The following is a 15,953-nucleotide window of genomic DNA, read 5'->3' as shown; positions in this document are numbered from 1 at the left end:
GGCCGTCAAGACAAGCGGGGATGCAGGATCACCACCGGGATTTCCCGGTCCGTCCAGGACTGGTAGGTCTCGAAGTCGGCGTAGGCGTCGAGGAGCATGGGCCAGAGGCGGGCGCGCTGGTCCGGGTCGGCGGTGACGGCGTGGACCGCTCGGCGGTCACGACCGATCCGAATGTGGGCATCGGGGTGAGCGCACAGGTTGTGGTACCACTGCGGATGGTGACGAAGTCCGCCCTGGGAGGCGACGATGACGATGTCGTCACCGTCGGCGATGTAGAGCAGCGGCGTGGTGTAGGTGGTGCCGGACTTCCGGCCCCGATGTTCGAGCAGCAGCGTCGGCACCGGCTTGCGGAAGCCCGCGCCGATGCGCCACTTCCCGCCGATGCGTCCGCCGGTCCGCTTGTACACCCAAACCTGCGCTCGCCCCGCGTATTTGAAGATCTTCGGCAGCATCGGCGAATCGAGCTGCTTGGGGCGCGGTGGCGTCGTGGCGGACATGGTGTGCCTTTTCTCCGGGTAAGCTGCCGAAGACCATACATCCTCGACCATGTGTATGGTCAAGGTCCGCGCCGACGGCCGGTAAGGTCGGCGATGATCGGTGCAGGTGAGGAGTGAGCCCGGTGCGCACGCATGGATGGTCCGGAGCGACGCCCGGCGACGACGACGAAGCCGTGCAGCGAATCCTGGCCGCCGCGGCGGCCGCGATCGACCGCTCCGGCGCGGAGTTCACCATCGCCGAGGTCGCCCGCGACCTCGGCGTCACCCGCCAGACCGTGTACCGCTACTTCCCCAGCGCCGAAGCGCTGCTGATCGCGACGGCCGTCGCGCACACCGAACAGTTCCTCGACATCCTGGCCGACCATCTGAGCGGGATCCACGATCCCGCGACCGCCGTGGTGGAAGGCATCGCCTACACCCTCGAGCGCCTGCCGCAGGACAGGTACCTCGGCCTGCTGCTCGCGCCGGGCCGCGCCGGGGCGTTCTCGGCCGGAGTCACCTCCGATACCGCGATGGCGTTCGGCCGCTCGATCCTGCGTCGCTATTCGGTCGACTGGGCGGCGGCGGGCCTCACCGACGCCGCCCTGGACGGCCTGGTCGAGCACATGCTGCGCATCGTGCAGTCCTTCGTCATCGACCCCGGCCGCCCCCCGCGCACCGGCCGCGACCTGCGCGACTACCTAGCCACCTGGGTGGCCCCGGCGCTGCGACAGTCCCTCAGTTCCTGACCGGGTACCTACGGTCCAGCTCGAGATTCAACTCCAGCACGTTCACCCGAGGCTCGCCCAGGAAGCCGAGGTCACGGCCGCGGGTGTGCGCATGGACCACCGCTCGGACATCGGCGTCGGAGATGTTGCGCGCCTTGGCGACTCGCGACACCTGGATGCCCGCGTACTCCGGGGAGATATCCGGATCCAGACCCGAGGCGGAGGTGACCACGGCGTCGGCGGGCACGGCGGGTCCGGCCGGGGCGGCACCGCGGACGGGCACGATCAGCCCGGCCGAGTAGTCCTCGCCGACCTTCGCACACTCGACCCGCACGCCCTCGTAGGTCTCGAGAAACGGTGTGGCCGGACAGGATTCGTTGACACTGACGACCCTGTCCGGTACGGGCACGGCGCCCTTCGCGTCACGCGGACCGATTACCGAAAGCACCGCCCCCACACCGGATTCCGTGCAGAACGGGCGGCGGCCGTCCACGCCGTCGCGTTCCCCGACGGCCTTGCTGCGCGCGCACACCTGAGTCAGCAGGCTCTGTTTCGCATCGTCCGGATCGTCGGCGAGGGTGTCGACGATGCTCTCCGGACCGAGGTTGGTGAAGCTGGTCGAGGTCGGGTCGTAGCCGTCGCCCGGCCCCGAACTCGACGGACGGCTCTGGAAGTACCGCGCCAGCGCGGCGCCGTTACCGTCGGTGAAGGACTGGCCGATCAGCGCCGAGCCGACGATCCGGCCGTCCTGCCGCAGCAGCGACCCCTCCGCCTTGTCGTGCAGGCCGGGTAGCTGCGCGACAGCGAAAACCGCGACCGGATAGATGATTCCGGTGATCACGGTCAGCACCAGCAACGCCCGCAGCGCGGCGGCGTGCTGCCGGATCCAGGTTGTCTTGCGCATCGAAAAGGCAGGCATATCAGGACATCCCGGGGAGGAATCGAACGATCAGGTCGATGAGCTTGATGCCGAGGAACGGCGCGACGATGCCGCCGACGCCGTAGACGGCGAGATTGCGCGACAGCAGCTCGGACGCGCTCGACGGCGTGTACTTCACACCCCGCAGCGCCAGCGGAATCAGCGCCACGATGACCAGCGCGTTGAAGATCACCGCCGACAGGATCGCCGACTGCGGGCTGTGCAGCCGCATGACATTGAGCACGTCGAGCCCGGGGAACAACCCCACGAACAGCGCCGGAATGATCGCGAAGTACTTGGCGACGTCGTTGGCGATGGAGAACGTCGTCAGCGCGCCCCGCGTGATCAGCAGCTGCTTGCCGATCTCCACGATCTCGATCAGCTTGGTCGGGTCCGAGTCCAGATCGACCATATTGCCGGCCTCCTTGGCCGCCGAGGTGCCGGTGTTCATCGCGACGCCGACGTCGGCCTGGGCGAGCGCGGGCGCGTCGTTGGTGCCGTCACCGGTCATCGCGACCAGCCGCCCGCCGTCCTGCTCCTGCTTGATCAATGCCAGCTTGTCCTCCGGCGTGGCCTCGGCGAGGAAGTCGTCGACGCCCGCCTCGTCGGCGATCGCGCGGGCTGTGAGTGGATTGTCGCCCGTGATCATCACCGTGCGGATGCCCATGCGCCGCATCTCGTCGAAACGCTCCCGCATGCCCTGCTTCACGACGTCCTGCAGGTGAATCACCCCGAGCAGCCGGGCTTTTCCGCCGGAGAACTCCCCCACCACCAACGGCGTTCCGCCGGAAGCGGAGATTCCGTCCACGGTCACCCCGACCGCGTCGGGCACCTCGCCGCCGTGCGCGCGCACCCACTCGGTGACGGCGCTGGCCGCCCCCTTGCGCAACCGATGGCCGTCGGACAGATCCACACCCGACATCCGGGTCCGAGCGGTGAATTCGACCCACTGCGCCCCGGTCAGCTCGCCGGGGGTGCGCTCGCGCTTGTTGTGGGCCTGCTTGGCGTACACCACGATCGAGCGGCCCTCGGGCGTCTCGTCCGCCAGGCTGGAAAGCTGTGCGGCGTCGGCCATCTCGTCCTCGGTCACCCCCGGCATCGGCACGAATCCCGACGCTTGCCGGTTGCCGAGGGTGATGGTGCCGGTCTTGTCCAGCAGCAGCGTGTTCACATCGCCCGCGGCTTCCACCGCGCGCCCCGACATGGCCAGCACATTGCGCTGCACCAGCCGGTCCATGCCCGCGATGCCGATGGCCGACAGCAGGGCGCCGATGGTGGTCGGGATCAAGCACACCAGCAGCGACACCAGCACGATGCCGGTGACACCGTGCACGCCCAGCGCCGCGGTGCTCGGCACGCCGGGGTTGTTCGCCTTGGCGAAGATCGCCAGCGGCTGCAGGGTCGCCACCGCGAACACGAAGATGATCGTCAGCGCGGCCAGCAGGATGTTCAGCGCGATCTCGTTCGGCGTCTTCTGCCGCGACGCGCCCTCCACCAGCGCGATCATCTTGTCGATGAACGAACCGCCCGGCTCCTGCGTGATCTCCACGACGATCCGGTCCGACAGCACCGTGGTCCCGCCGGTCACCGCCGAGCGATCACCGCCGGACTCGCGGATCACCGGCGCGGATTCCCCGGTGATCGCCGATTCGTCCACGGACGCAATGCCTTCCACGACGTCGCCGTCACCCGGAACGACCTGGCCCGCCTCGACGACCACGTGGTCACCGCGCCGCAACTGCGGCGCCGAGACCCGCTCCTCGGTGTAGCGGTGCTGCCCGGGCCGCCAATCCACGAGCCTGCGGGCGACGGTGTCGGCCTTGGCCTTGCGCAGCGTGTCGGCCTGCGCCTTGCCCCGGCCCTCGGCGACGGCTTCGGCCAGATTAGCGAAAAGCACTGTGAGCCAGAGCCATACGACGATCGCCCAGCTGAAGAAGGTCGGCTCGGCGAGCGCCAGGATCGTCGACCAGACAGCGCCGATCTCGACGATCAGCATCACCGGATTGCGCCACAGCGTGCGCGGATCCAGCTTGCGGAACGCGTCCGGCAGGGACCGCACCAGCATCCGCGGATCGAACAGGCCCTTGCCGACACGGGGTTTCGCCAGGGTGGGGGCGGTCATGAGTGGATTCCTTCGGCGAGCGGCCCGAGCGCGAGGGCGGGCAGGAAGGTGAGCGCGACGAGGATCAGCGTCACTCCGACGACCATGCCGACGAACTGCGGCCGATGCGTCGCCAGCGTGCCGATCGACTCGGGGGTATGTCCTTGGGCGGCAAACGAACCGGCCAGCGCGAGCGCGAGGATGATCGGGACGAAACGCCCGAACACCATGGCCAGGCCCAGCGCCGTGTTGTACCAGTCGGTATTGCCGGACAGGCCCGCGAAGGCGGAGCCGTTGTTGTTGGCCGCCGAGGTGAAGGCGTACAGCACCTCGGTCAGGCCGTGTGGCCCGGTGTTGGCCATGCTCGCGCGCTGCCCCGGCATGGCCATCGCGGCGGCCGTGCCCACCAGCACGATCAGCGGACTCACCAGGAAATAGGTGGCGGCCAGCTTGATCTCGCGCGGCGTGATCTTCTTGCCCAGGTACTCCGGCGTGCGCCCGACCATGAGCCCGGCGACGAACACCGTGATCACGGCCAGGATCAGCATGCCGTACAGCCCGGCGCCGACACCGCCGGGCGCGACCTCACCGAGCTGCATGTTGAACAGCGGCCACAGCCCGCCGAGGCTGGTGTAGGAGTCGTGCGCCGAATCGACCGCACCGGTCGAGGTCAGCGTGGTGGCCGCGGCATAGGTCGCCGAATTCGATACGCCGAAGCGGGTTTCCACGTCGGCCATCGCCGCACCGACCGCCGTGGGCACGGTGCCGTGATGCAGCAACTGGAACAGATTCGTCAGGGTGACGCTGAGGATCGCGAGCGTTCCCATCACCGCGGTGATCGCGTATCCCTGCCTCGGACTGCCGACCATGCGGCCGAAGGTGCGCGGCAGCGAGAAACTGATCATCAGGATCAGGAAGATCTGCAGCCAGTTGGTCCAGGTCGTCGGATTCTCGAACGGATGCGCGGCATTGACATTGAAGAAGCCGCCGCCGTTGGTGCCCAGTTCCTTGATGACCTCCTGGCTCGCGACCGGACCACCCGGCAGGGTCTGCGATCCCGAACCGGCCACCGTCCGCGCGACCTGATCGTAGACATGGAAGTTCTGGATCGTGCCCGCCGCCACGAAGACGACGGCGAACACGAAGGCGATCGGCAGCAGCAGCCGGATGGTTCCCCTCACCAGATCCACCCAGAAGTTGCCGAGGTCGCCGGTGTCGCGGCGGGCGAAGCCGCGCACCAGCGCCATCGCCACGGCGATACCGACCGCGGCCGAGACGAAGTTCTGCACCGCCAGCCCGGCCATCTGCACGGTGTGCCCGAGCGTGGACTCACCGGCGTAGTTCTGCCAATTCGTATTCGTGACGAAGCTGATCGCGGTGTTCCACGCCAGGCCACCGGTCATCTCGGTACCGGGATCGCTCAGGTGCCACGGCAGCCGGCCCTGGAGCAACTGCAGGAAGAACAGGAACAGCACGCCGATCGCCGAGAACGCGAGCACGCTGCGGGCGTAGACACCCCAGTTCTGCTCGACACCCGGCTCGACACCGATGAGCCGGTAGATACCGCGCTCGAGTCGGGAGTGCTTCGCGCCCGCGTAGACCCGGTACATGTAGTCACCTAGGGGGACGTGCACCACCGCGAGCGCGATGACCAGGGATACCGCGAACAGTATCCCCGCGGTAGTCGTGTTCACCTAGAACCTCTCCGGAAACAGCAGGGCGGCAAGGACATACAGCGCGACGCCGACGGCCAGCACCAGGCCGATGATGTTCTGCGTCACAGCCGTTCGACTCCCCGCTGGATCAGACCGAGCAGTGCGAAGACCGCCACGGTCAGCAGCGTGAACACCACGACAGACATGTGGAAACAACCTCTCTCGACACGGCGCACCCGAGGTGCGCCAGAGCGAGTCAAGCGTCTGCTTCGGCCGTTTTCGAGGTCGTTGACGCGTTCTTAGCGTTGCGCCGCCGCGAATTGACGTCCCACTTACAGGGGGTGTGCACGCCGGGCACCGGAATGCCGTCAACGTCGGCCGGACGGCCGTCAAGAAGCCGTAAAGATCCATCTGTCCGGCAGCGGCCCCGGTAGACAGTGGAGTGCTCGACAGTGACGGTAAGGAGAAGACAGTGCCGGATTTCGCGGTCACCACCGCGGTCCTTCTCGGGTTCCTGGCCTGCGCGCTGGCCCTGCGGATACTCGCGACCGCGCAGCGCCGCCCACGGGCGACCGAGCGCGTGGCGCGAGACGGACGCCGCGCCACCCGCGCCATGATGGACGAGTGAAGCGCGGGCAGCTACGGATCTACCTCGGCGCCGCACCGGGCGTGGGCAAGACGTTCGCGATGCTCAGCGAGGCGCACCGGCGGCTGGAACGCGGCCGGGACGTGGTCGCCGCCGTGGTGGAGACGCACGGCCGCGCGAAGACCGCCGAACTGCTGGCGGGCCTCGAGCGCATCCCGCCGAAGCTGATCGAATACCGCGGCGCCACCCTGCCCGAACTCGATGTGGATGCTGTCCTGCGGCGGCGCCCGGCGATCGTGCTCGTCGACGAACTGGCCCACACCAACGTGCCCGGCTCCCGCAACGACAAGCGCTGGCAGGACGTGCACGAACTGCTCGACGCCGGCATCGATGTGATCTCCACGGTCAACGTGCAGCACCTGGAGAGCCTCAACGACGTCGTGCAGCAGATCACCGGCGTGGTGCAGCGCGAGACCGTGCCCGACTGGGTGGTGCGCGGCGCCGAGCAGGTGGAGCTGGTCGACATCACCCCCGAGGCGCTGCGGCGGCGGATGTCACACGGCAACGTCTACGCCGCCGAGCGGGTCGACGCCGCGCTGCGCAACTACTTCCGACCCGGAAACCTCACGGCGCTACGGGAATTGGCGCTGCTGTGGCTGGCCGACCAGGTCGACGCGGCGCTGGCCAAGTACCGCGACGACCACCGGATCACCGATACCTGGGAGACGCGCGAGCGCGTCGTGGTCGCGGTGACCGGCGGGCCCGAATCGGAGACGATCGTGCGCCGCGCGAGCCGCATCGCCACCAAATCCAGCGCCGATCTGATCGTGGTGCACGTGGTCCGCGGCGACGGCCTGGCCGGAGTGTCCGCCCAGCGCCTCGCGCGACTACGGGACCTGGCCGACAGTCTCGGCGCCGGACTGCACACCGTCACCGGCCAGGACGTGCCCGTGGCACTGCTCGATTTCGCCCGCCAGGTCAACGCCACCCAGCTGGTGCTGGGCACCTCGCGGCGGTCGCGCTGGGCCCGCATGGTCGACGAGGGCATCGGCTCCACCGTGGTGCAGCTGTCGGGGAAGATCGACGTGCACATGGTCACCCACGAGGAGTCCAAGCGCGGATTCCGGTGGTCGGCGGTCACCCCGCGGCAGCGCACGCTGTCGTCCTGGCCGGCCGCGGTGCTGGTGCCCACGCTGATCACGGTGGGCTGCTACTTCTGGGTGGACCACCACCTCGACCTCGCCGGGGAGAGCGCGCTGTTCTTCATCGGCGTCGTCGCGGTGTCGCTGCTCGGCGGCGTCGCACCGGCCACGCTGTCGGCGCTGCTGGGCGGGCTGCTGCTGAACTGGTTCTTCGTCTCACCCAGGCACAGCCTCACCATCGCCGAGCTGAACAACTTCCTCACCATCGTGGTGATGCTGCTGGTGGCCGTGGCGGTCGCGGCGCTGGTGGACGTGTCCGCGAAACGGCGGCGCGAGGCGCGGCGGGCCTCACAGCAGGCCGAACTGCTCACCCTGTTCGCCGGTGCCGTGCTGCACGGCGCCGACCTGCACGATCTGCTCGAACGCGCCCGCGAGACGTTCGGGCAGCGGGCGGTCAGCTTCGCCAACGACGACGAGGTGATCGCCTGTGTCGGGGAGAATCCGCCGCGCCGGGTCGGTGACGCCGACGTCGCGATCGAGTCCGGGGACGACACGCACTGGCTGCTGCTCACCGGCCGTCCGCTCACCGCCGGAGACCGCCTCGTACTGGGCGCGGTGGCCAATCAGGCCGCCGGATTGCAGCAGCGCCGCCGGTTGGCCGACGAGGCGCAGGCCGCCGCGGGCGTGCTCGAGGCCGACCGGTTGCGGCGGGCGCTGCTGTCGGCGGTGAGCCACGACCTGCGCACTCCCCTCGCCGCCGCCAAGGCCGCCGCGTCGAGCCTGCGCAGCGACGATGTCGAGTTCTCCCCCGAGGACACCGCCGAATTGCTGGAAACCATCGAGGAATCCGTCGATCAGCTCACCGCGCTCGTCGGGAATCTGCTCGACTCCTCGCGGCTGGCCGTCGGAGTCGTGCAGCCGCAGGTGAAACGGGTCTACCTGGAGGAGGTCGTCAGCCGGGCGGTGGTCGGGGTCGGGATGGGCACCCGGGGCGTGCGCCGCGCGGCCATGGACCGGATCAAGGTCGAGGTCGGCGATGTCTCGGTGCGCGCCGACAGCGGCCTGCTGGAACGAGTGCTGGCCAACCTGATCGACAACGCGCTGCGCTACTCGCCGCGCGACACACCCGTGCGTGTCGCGGCCGAACGCACCGGCCGCCGCGTGTCGATCACCGTGGTGGACTACGGTCCCGGAGTGCCGACGGGCATGGAAGACCAGATGTTCGAACCATTTCAGCGGCTCGGCGACCGCGACAACTCCACCGGCGTCGGATTGGGGCTGTCGGTGGTCCGCGGCTTCGTCGAGGCGATGGCCGGCACGGTGCACGCCGAGCCGACCCCCGGCGGCGGTCTCACCATGGTGATAGATCTGCCGACCGGCGAAGGACCGTCCGAATCCGGTGGTACGACAGAGCTTTCGGAACAGGAGAACGGGTGACTGCACCGAACACGGCGCCGACCAAGGTGCTCGTGGTCGACGACGAACCACAGATCCTGCGCGCGCTGCGGATCAACCTGTCGGTCCGCGGCTACGAGGTGATCACCGCCGCCAGCGGCGCCGCCGCGCTGCGCGCCGCCGCCGAGAAACACCCCGACGTGGTGGTGCTCGACCTCGGCCTGCCCGATATGGACGGCATCGACGTGCTGGCCGGGCTGCGCGGCTGGAGCCGGTCACCGGTGATCGTGCTGTCCGCGCGCACCGACTCCGCCGACAAGGTCGAGGCGCTCGACGCCGGAGCCGACGACTATGTCACCAAGCCGTTCGGGATGGACGAGCTGCTGGCCCGGCTGCGGGCCGCGGTGCGGCGGGCGGCTGATACCGGGGAGGGCACCGATCCGGTGGTCGAGACGTCGTCGTTCGTGGTCGATCTGGCGGCCAAGAAGGTAACCAAGCACGGGGCCGACGTGCATTTGACGCCGACCGAGTGGGGGGTGCTGGAGATGCTCGTGCGCAATCAGGGCAAGCTCGTCGGGCGGCGGGAGCTGCTGCGTGAGGTGTGGGGGCCTTCGTATGCGACCGAGACCCATTATCTGCGGGTGTATCTGGCGCAGTTGCGGCGGAAGCTGGAGGACGATCCGTCGCATCCCAAACATCTGCTCACCGAGGCGGGGATGGGGTACCGGTTCAGCGTGTGAGCGAATTCTGATGGCAGGATCGGGAGCATGACCGAACAGACCGCTGGGGCGGCAGCGAACAAAGGGGCGGCTCAGTTGTGGGTCGAGCGGACCGGGACTCGGCGGTACACCGGGCGTAGTTCGCGGGGGGCGGAGGTGCTCATCGGCTCCGAGGGTGTGGCGGGTGTGTTCACGCCCGGGGAGTTGCTGAAGATCGCGCTGGCGGCGTGTACGGGGATGAGTTCGGATTTTCCGCTGTCGAATCGGCTCGGGGAGAACTACGACGTGACGATCCGGGTGTCGGGGGCCGCCGATCGGGAGAACGAGGTCTATCCCGAACTCGACGAGGTGGTCGAGCTGGACCTGTCCGAACTCGACGACGCCGGGCGGGAGCGGCTGCTGGTCACCGTGCAGCGGGCCATCGACAAGGTGTGCACGGTGGGCCGCACGCTGAAGGCGGGGAGCAAGGTGAATCTGACGTTCCAGGTGGAGGCGTGACCGAGCCGGTCCGGCTCAGCGCCTGGGTGCACGGCCTGGTGCAGGGCGTGGGATTCCGGTGGGCGACACGCTCGCGGGCCCTCGAATTGGGCCTGGTCGGCTACGCGCGTAACACCCGCGACGGCCGAGTGCATGTTATTGCGGAGGGTCCGAGGGACCGATGTGACACACTGCTGGCGTGGTTGCGTTCCGGCGACACACCTGGCCGTGTCGATCTGGTTGTGGAAGACTGGGGCGCCGCGCTGGGCGAATTGACCGGATTCGAGGAACGGTAGCGGCGGGGAACAGGGAGTCGATCGTTGGCAAGTGAACAGTCCGGCAACCGTTCCGGAGAAAACCCGGACCCTGGCGAATCCGAAGATCCCGGCGCGCCCGAGGCCGACAAGGGCAAGGCGACGCCGCCACCCGAATCGCCCGGCACCCAGGCGCCACCCACCCCCGGTTTCGCCGAACCCACCGCCCCCCTGCCCGGGATGCCGGAGTTGTTCCCACCCGCGACCGAAGCGGGCGGAATCGGCGCGCCCCCACCCGAACCGCCGACCGAACCCGCTCCCCCGCGTTCCCTGCGCGGCAGCATCCAGCGGCAGGAGCCCGGCGTCACCCAGCCCCGCCCGCCGACGGTGGCCGAGGCGCGCGCCCGCGACAAGGCGCGCCGCCGGGCCGAGGAGGCGCAGCGGGCGGCCGAGGAGGCCCTCGCGGCCAAGAAGCGCACCCGCAAGCGACTGCTGATCGGCGGCGTGGCCGTGGTCGGCATCGCCGCGGTGGTCGGCGCCGGATACCTGACCTATCGCGCGGTCACCGCGCCCGACGAGGTCACCGCCTACTGCGTCACCGACGACAACGGCCAGCAAACCGTCGTGAACGACGACGACTGCGTGCGCGCCCAGCAGTACGCCACCACCTCGGGCGGCGGCTACTACGGCGGCGGCTTCCCCGGCATCTTCATCTACAACGGTCACCAGTACCGCTACTACTACGGCGGCAACAACACCGTCGGCCGTCCGCCCACCGGCGGCAGCACCGTCGCCCCGAAGAGCGCGACGGTGAAGACCAAGAGCGGCACCATCGTTCGCGGCGGCCTCGGCACCAAGAGCAGCAGCACCAGTGGAGGTTCCTAGTGCGCCGAGTGCGCAGCCAACCGCGACCGGGCTGGCAGAAGATCATTCAGGATCAGGGCCTGGTCTTCGGGTCACCCGGCCGCGACGTGAACGGGCAGCCCCGGCCGTACTGGGACGAATCGGTGCACTACGAATTCGAGCTGGACGAGATCCTCGCGCTGGAGGCGCAGGTCGAGGTGCTGCATTCGATGTGCCTGCACGCCGTCGAGCAGATCGTCCTAACCGAGCGTTTCGCCGATTTCGGTCTGCCGCAATGGAGTTGGGAACCGATCAAACAGTCCTGGCAACGCTCGGACCCGTATGTCTACGGCCGGTTCGACCTGCGCTACGACGGCCGCGGTCCGGCGAAACTGCTGGAGTACAACGCCGATACGCCCACCTCGCTGCTGGAGGCGGCGATCGTGCAGTGGCACTGGCTGACCGACACCCACTCCGGCGATGATCAGTGGAATTCGTTGCACGAGAAGCTGGTCGAGCGCTGGGGCGAGCTGCGCGAGACGCTGCCCACCGGCGACCTGCACTTCACCTGGTCCTCGGCCGACGCCTCCGGCGAGGACAACGTCACCACCGCCTACATGCAGGAGACCGCCGCCGAGGCCGGCTTCCACACCGTGGCGCTGCCGATCGAGGAGATCGGATTCGACACGGAGCTGGAACGTTTCGTCGATCTGGCGGAGGCGCCGATCGAATCGCTGTTCAAGCTCTACCCGTGGGAGTGGGCGCTCGACGACGAGTTCGGCAAGCGCGTGGTCGACTCACTGCCGCAGACGATCTGGATCGAGCCGCTGTGGAAGTCGATGCTGTCGAACAAGGCGCTGCTGGCGGTGCTGTGGGAGATGTATCCCGGCCACCCGAACCTGCTGCCCGCCTACATCGATGACCCGCACGAGCTCACCGAGTACATTCGCAAACCGAAGCTGGGCCGCGAGGGTGCGAACATGACGATCGTCGGCGCGGGCATGGAGACCACCACCGGCGGGGTGTACGGCGAGGAGGGCTTCGTCTACCAGCTGCTCGATCCGCTGCCCGACTTCGACGGCATGCGCCCGGTGCTGGGCGCGTGGATCGTCGGCGACACCTCGGCGGGCCTGGGCATCCGCGAGACGCCGGGCCTGATCACCGACGACAGTTCCACCTTCGTCCCGCACCGTATTCCACAGCACTGAGACCACAGGCACCGCACCACATCATCTGGAGGACCATCGATGACCACGTTCGCGCTCGAGTCGGGGTATTGGGGGAACGTCGGCCACGGCGTCGGCGCCATCATCTCCTACGCCATCGTCGGGCTGGCACTCATGCTGGTCGGCTTCTTCGCCATCGACATCACCACGCCCGGCCCACTGCGCAAGCTGGTGACCTCCGGCAACCCGAACGCCGTGGTCGTCACCGCCTCGGGGATGGTGAGCATGGCGCTGATCGTGGTGCTGGCGATCTACTCCTCCGGCGGCAAGCTGGCCGAGGGACTCATCGCCGCCGCCGTCTACGGCCTGATCGGCATTGTCGCCCAAGTCATCTCGGTGCGCGTGCTGGAATGGGTACTCGGCCTGGACATCGGCGACCTGCTCCACGCCGAACAGTACAAGGTGCAGTCCCTGGTCGTAGCCGCCGCCCACCTCGGCCTCGGCCTGGTCGTAGCCTTCGCCATCCTCTAACGCTCCCCGCCCACCCGACATCCGCAGAGCGCTCCAACCACCTGCGGAGCGCGCTCTTACTGCCCGACGTCCCACAGAGCCCGCTCTCACCGCCTGACGTCCCACGGAGCCCGCTCTTACTGCCCGACGTCCTACGGAGCCCGCTTTCACTGCCTGACGTCCATGGGGCGCACTCTCACTGCCTGACGTCCATGGAGCGCACTCCCACTGCCCGACGTCCATGGAGCGCACTCCCACTGCCTGACGTCCCACGGAGTGCACTCTCACTGCCCGACGTCCCACGGAGCGCACTCTCACTGCCCGACGTCCCACGGAGCGCACTCTCACTGCCCGACGTCCCACGGAGCGCACTCTCACTGCCCGACGTCCCACGGAGCGCACTCTCACTGCCTGACGCAACGCGTTCAGGCAGCGGTGAATTCGAGCAGCTTCTCCAGAGGCCAGGTGTTGATGATGCGCTCGGGCGGGACGTCGTTGGCGACGGCGCGCTCGCATCCGTAGCCCTGCCAATCCAATTGACCGGGGGCGTGGGCGTCGGTGTCGACGGCGAAGTAGCAGTCCATCTCCACGGCGAGCCGCATCAGACGGCTCGGGGGGTCGCGGCGCTCGGGGCGGCTGTTGATCTCCACCGCGGTGCCGTAACTGCGGCACGCCTCGAACACCACCTCGGCGTCGAACTGCGACTCCGGGCGGGTGCCGCGACCACCGGTCACCAACCGGCCGGTGCAGTGCCCGAGCACATCCACGTTCGGGTCGGCGACCGCGTACACCATGCGCCGGGTCATGGTCTCGCTGTCGGCGCGCAGCTTGGAATGCACACTGGCGACGACGATATCGAGCCGCGCCAGCAGATCCGCCTCCTGATCGAGGGTGCCGTCCTCGAGGATGTCCACCTCGATCCCGGTGAGGATCCGGAACGGCGCCAGTTCCTCGTTCAGCTCCGCCACCACATCCAGCTGCCGCCGCAACCGGTCCGCGGACAGCCCGTTGGCCACGGTCAGCCGCGGCGAATGATCGGTGAGCGCGCAATACTCGTGGCCCAGCGCGACGGCGGTGCGCATCATCTCCTCGATCGGGCTGCCGCCGTCGGACCAGTCGGAGTGGGTGTGCAGATCGCCGCGCAGCCGCTTGCGCAACGGCGCGCCGTCCGGGCCGATCGGCCTTGCCGCCGTGCGCAATTCGGTCAGCCGGTCCGGCAACCGGCCCGCCGACGCCTGCGCGATGGCGTCGGCGGTCTTCGGCCCGATTCCCGGAAGTTCCTGCCAGCCGCCGTTTCTGCGGTAGCCGTCGTACTGCTCCGGCGAGAGGGCGGCCACCACATCGGCCGCCCGCCGGTAGGCCTTCACCCGATGGGTCTCGGCGCGGGAGCGCTCCATCCAGAACGCGATCTCCCGCAGCGCCTGCACCGGGCCCGGAATGTGTTCTGCCACTAGCGAATCCGCACGTACTTCACGAAGGCGACACCGTCCTCGAACACGCGGCTGGTCAGCACCCGGAACCGGGCGGGCTCGGGCAGCCGGGCGGCCCCGCCGAACAGCGGGCGGCCGCTGCCGAGCACGATCGGGTAGAGCTTCAGGAACACCTGGTCGATCTCCGGCAGCAGCACCTGGGCCAGTTCGCCGCCACCGCACAGCCAGATGCCAAGGCCCTGCTCCCGCTTGAGTTCTCGCACCCGTCCGAGCGGATCGGCGGAGATGAGTTCCACGTCCGGGGCCGGGTTCTCGGGCAGCGTCGTGGACACCACGTACTGCCGCAGATGCGCGTACGGGCTGGACGTGCCGGTGCGGACGCCGAAGTCGTGGGTCTTGCGGCCCATCAGCACGGTGTCGAAATAACTGTTGGCCTTGTCGATGCCCAGCGACTCGCGCACCTTCGCGGGCAGGGTCTCCGGGTACTGGGCCGTGATCGCCGGTTGATGGTCACCCCCGACCGGGAAGAAGTCGACGGAGCCGTCCTCCGTGGCGATGAACCCATCGATCGTCGAAGCAACGTAGTAGGTCAGCTTGCGCATCTCTGCTCCCTTCCCGTGCCATCGACGGTGTCGATGGGCGCACCGACTCAGCGGGCACACAGAAAACGGTAGCGCTTCACACCTGTCCGCGGGGCCTGCGCTGGCAGCGCGGGCACGAGAACGAGGAGCGGTTCATGAACTTCTCCCGCAGGATCGGCGCGCCGCAGCGCCGGCACGGCTCGTCCTCGCGCCCGTAGGCGGCCAGCGCGCGCTCGAAGTAACCGGATTGGCCGTTGACATTGACATACAGCGCGTCGAACGAGGTCCCGCCGACCTCCAGCGCCTCGGTCATCACCGCCCGGACCTCGGTCAGCAGCCCGTGCAGGACGGGCCGGGTGAGGGTGGCGGCGACGCGCTCGCCGTGCAGCCGCGCCCGCCACAGCGCCTCGTCGGCGTAGATGTTGCCGACGCCCGACACCACGGTCTGATCCAGCAGCACCCGCTTGATCTCGGACCGCTTGCCCCGCATCACCCGCACCACCGCGTCGGCGTCGAAGCGCGGGTCCAGCGGATCACGGCCGATGTGCGCGACCGCCTCCGGGACCAGGGTGCCGTCCACCTCGACCAGCGGATGCAATGCCCAGCCTCCGAACGTGCGCTGGTCGACGAACCGCAGCTGCTCCCCCGAATCCAGGGTCGCGACGATGTGGGCGTGCTTCTCCAGCGGGACGTCGGCGGGCTGCACCAGCATCTGGCCGCTCATCCCGAGATGCACGACCAGGGCGAGATCCGGCTCGTCGAAGGTCAGCCAGAGGAACTTGCCGCGCCGCTGCGCCGACTCGATCCGCAGCCCGGCCAGCTGCGCGGCCAGGTCGTCACCGCCGAGCAGATGCCTGCGCACCGAACGCGGATGCTTGACCGCCACGGATTCGATGACACTGCCGACCACGTGCTCGGCCAGCCCCCGCCGGACCGTCTCGACCTCGGGTAGTTCGGGCACCGCTACTCCT

17 protein-coding genes are annotated in these 15,953 nt (G+C 68.7%); 9 read left to right on the top strand and 8 right to left on the bottom strand.

The annotated features are described in order from the left end of the window. Positions 1 to 5 precede the first annotated feature (5 nt). Complete coding sequence (locus NWFMUON74_RS10520) at positions 6 to 497, bottom strand: nitroreductase family deazaflavin-dependent oxidoreductase (RefSeq protein ID WP_187687632.1); 492 nt, start codon at positions 495 to 497, stop codon at positions 6 to 8. A gap of 122 nt (positions 498 to 619) precedes the next feature. On the opposite strand from NWFMUON74_RS10520, the gene NWFMUON74_RS10515 reads away from it, so the two are divergent. After that, positions 620 to 1,225 carry a TetR/AcrR family transcriptional regulator gene (locus NWFMUON74_RS10515; protein ID WP_187687631.1) on the top strand — a complete coding sequence of 202 codons (606 nt, stop codon included), beginning with the start codon at positions 620 to 622 and terminating at the stop codon, positions 1,223 to 1,225. Here the strand turns inward: NWFMUON74_RS10515 and NWFMUON74_RS10510 are convergent. Genes NWFMUON74_RS10510 through NWFMUON74_RS10495 form a run of 4 tightly spaced genes read right to left on the bottom strand, consistent with a single transcriptional unit; the run spans position 1,215 to position 6,290 of the window. Then, positions 1,215 to 2,108 (bottom strand): potassium-transporting ATPase subunit C, encoded by an 894-nt coding sequence (locus tag NWFMUON74_RS10510; protein WP_187687630.1) that lies wholly within the window; start codon positions 2,106 to 2,108, stop codon positions 1,215 to 1,217. The two genes, NWFMUON74_RS10515 and NWFMUON74_RS10510, sit on opposite strands and share 11 nt — an antisense overlap. A gap of 16 nt (positions 2,109 to 2,124) precedes the next feature. Next, a complete protein-coding gene (gene kdpB, locus NWFMUON74_RS10505) occupies positions 2,125 to 4,245 on the bottom strand; it encodes a potassium-transporting ATPase subunit KdpB (protein ID WP_187687629.1) in 2,121 nt (706 codons plus the stop codon). Further along, entirely contained in the window at positions 4,242 to 5,918 is a 1,677-nt protein-coding gene (kdpA, locus tag NWFMUON74_RS10500; protein WP_187687628.1) for a potassium-transporting ATPase subunit KdpA, read from the bottom strand. Before kdpA ends, kdpB begins: the two co-directional genes overlap by 4 nt. After that, the gene (locus NWFMUON74_RS10495) at positions 5,919 to 6,290 is read right to left on the bottom strand and encodes a potassium-transporting ATPase subunit F (RefSeq protein ID WP_187689062.1); all 372 of its coding nucleotides are present in this window, start codon (positions 6,288 to 6,290) and stop codon (positions 5,919 to 5,921) included. It abuts the gene before it with no gap. Positions 6,291 to 6,351: 61 nt separating this feature from the next. On the opposite strand from NWFMUON74_RS10495, the gene NWFMUON74_RS10490 reads away from it, so the two are divergent. The 8 genes from NWFMUON74_RS10490 to NWFMUON74_RS10455 are packed head-to-tail and all read left to right on the top strand — an operon-like array spanning position 6,352 to position 12,992. Then, on the top strand, positions 6,352 to 6,507 hold the full coding sequence (locus tag NWFMUON74_RS10490; RefSeq protein WP_187687627.1) for a hypothetical protein: 156 nt from the start codon (positions 6,352 to 6,354) through the stop codon (positions 6,505 to 6,507). Then, on the top strand, positions 6,504 to 9,044 hold the full coding sequence (locus NWFMUON74_RS10485; protein WP_187687626.1) for a sensor histidine kinase: 2,541 nt from the start codon (positions 6,504 to 6,506) through the stop codon (positions 9,042 to 9,044). The genes NWFMUON74_RS10490 and NWFMUON74_RS10485 overlap by 4 nt, the downstream gene beginning before the upstream one ends. After that, entirely contained in the window at positions 9,041 to 9,742 is a 702-nt protein-coding gene (locus NWFMUON74_RS10480) for a response regulator (RefSeq protein WP_232110946.1), read from the top strand. Before NWFMUON74_RS10485 ends, NWFMUON74_RS10480 begins: the two co-directional genes overlap by 4 nt. 27 nt (positions 9,743 to 9,769) lie before the next feature. Then, positions 9,770 to 10,219 carry an OsmC family protein gene (locus NWFMUON74_RS10475; RefSeq protein ID WP_187687625.1) on the top strand — a complete coding sequence of 150 codons (450 nt, stop codon included), beginning with the start codon at positions 9,770 to 9,772 and terminating at the stop codon, positions 10,217 to 10,219. Then, entirely contained in the window at positions 10,216 to 10,494 is a 279-nt protein-coding gene (locus NWFMUON74_RS10470) for an acylphosphatase (RefSeq protein WP_187687624.1), read from the top strand. The genes NWFMUON74_RS10475 and NWFMUON74_RS10470 overlap by 4 nt, the downstream gene beginning before the upstream one ends. A gap of 24 nt (positions 10,495 to 10,518) precedes the next feature. Then, a complete protein-coding gene (locus tag NWFMUON74_RS10465) occupies positions 10,519 to 11,337 on the top strand; it encodes a hypothetical protein (protein ID WP_232110945.1) in 819 nt (272 codons plus the stop codon). After that, positions 11,337 to 12,503: a glutathionylspermidine synthase family protein gene (locus NWFMUON74_RS10460; RefSeq protein ID WP_187687623.1), complete on the top strand. Its 1,167-nt coding sequence runs from the start codon at positions 11,337 to 11,339 to the stop codon at positions 12,501 to 12,503. The genes NWFMUON74_RS10465 and NWFMUON74_RS10460 overlap by 1 nt, the downstream gene beginning before the upstream one ends. A gap of 39 nt (positions 12,504 to 12,542) precedes the next feature. Further along, positions 12,543 to 12,992, top strand: coding sequence for a DUF350 domain-containing protein (locus NWFMUON74_RS10455; protein ID WP_187687622.1), 450 nt, complete (start codon positions 12,543 to 12,545; stop codon positions 12,990 to 12,992). Between the two features lie 404 nt (positions 12,993 to 13,396). Here the strand turns inward: NWFMUON74_RS10455 and NWFMUON74_RS10450 are convergent, their stop codons facing one another. From NWFMUON74_RS10450 to mutM, 3 genes are all read right to left on the bottom strand, one after another. Beyond that, positions 13,397 to 14,422: a PHP domain-containing protein gene (locus tag NWFMUON74_RS10450; RefSeq protein ID WP_269475328.1), complete on the bottom strand. Its 1,026-nt coding sequence runs from the start codon at positions 14,420 to 14,422 to the stop codon at positions 13,397 to 13,399. Further along, positions 14,422 to 15,003, bottom strand: coding sequence for a dihydrofolate reductase family protein (locus tag NWFMUON74_RS10445; RefSeq protein ID WP_187687621.1), 582 nt, complete (start codon positions 15,001 to 15,003; stop codon positions 14,422 to 14,424). The genes NWFMUON74_RS10450 and NWFMUON74_RS10445 overlap by 1 nt, the downstream gene beginning before the upstream one ends. 76 nt (positions 15,004 to 15,079) lie before the next feature. Then, complete coding sequence (mutM, locus tag NWFMUON74_RS10440) at positions 15,080 to 15,943, bottom strand: bifunctional DNA-formamidopyrimidine glycosylase/DNA-(apurinic or apyrimidinic site) lyase (RefSeq protein WP_187687620.1); 864 nt, start codon at positions 15,941 to 15,943, stop codon at positions 15,080 to 15,082. Positions 15,944 to 15,953: the final 10 nt, after the last annotated feature.

This window comes from Nocardia wallacei (genome assembly GCF_014466955.1).
Classification (GTDB): domain Bacteria; phylum Actinomycetota; class Actinomycetes; order Mycobacteriales; family Mycobacteriaceae; genus Nocardia; species Nocardia wallacei.
This window is presented reverse-complemented; position numbering and strand designations above follow the sequence as displayed.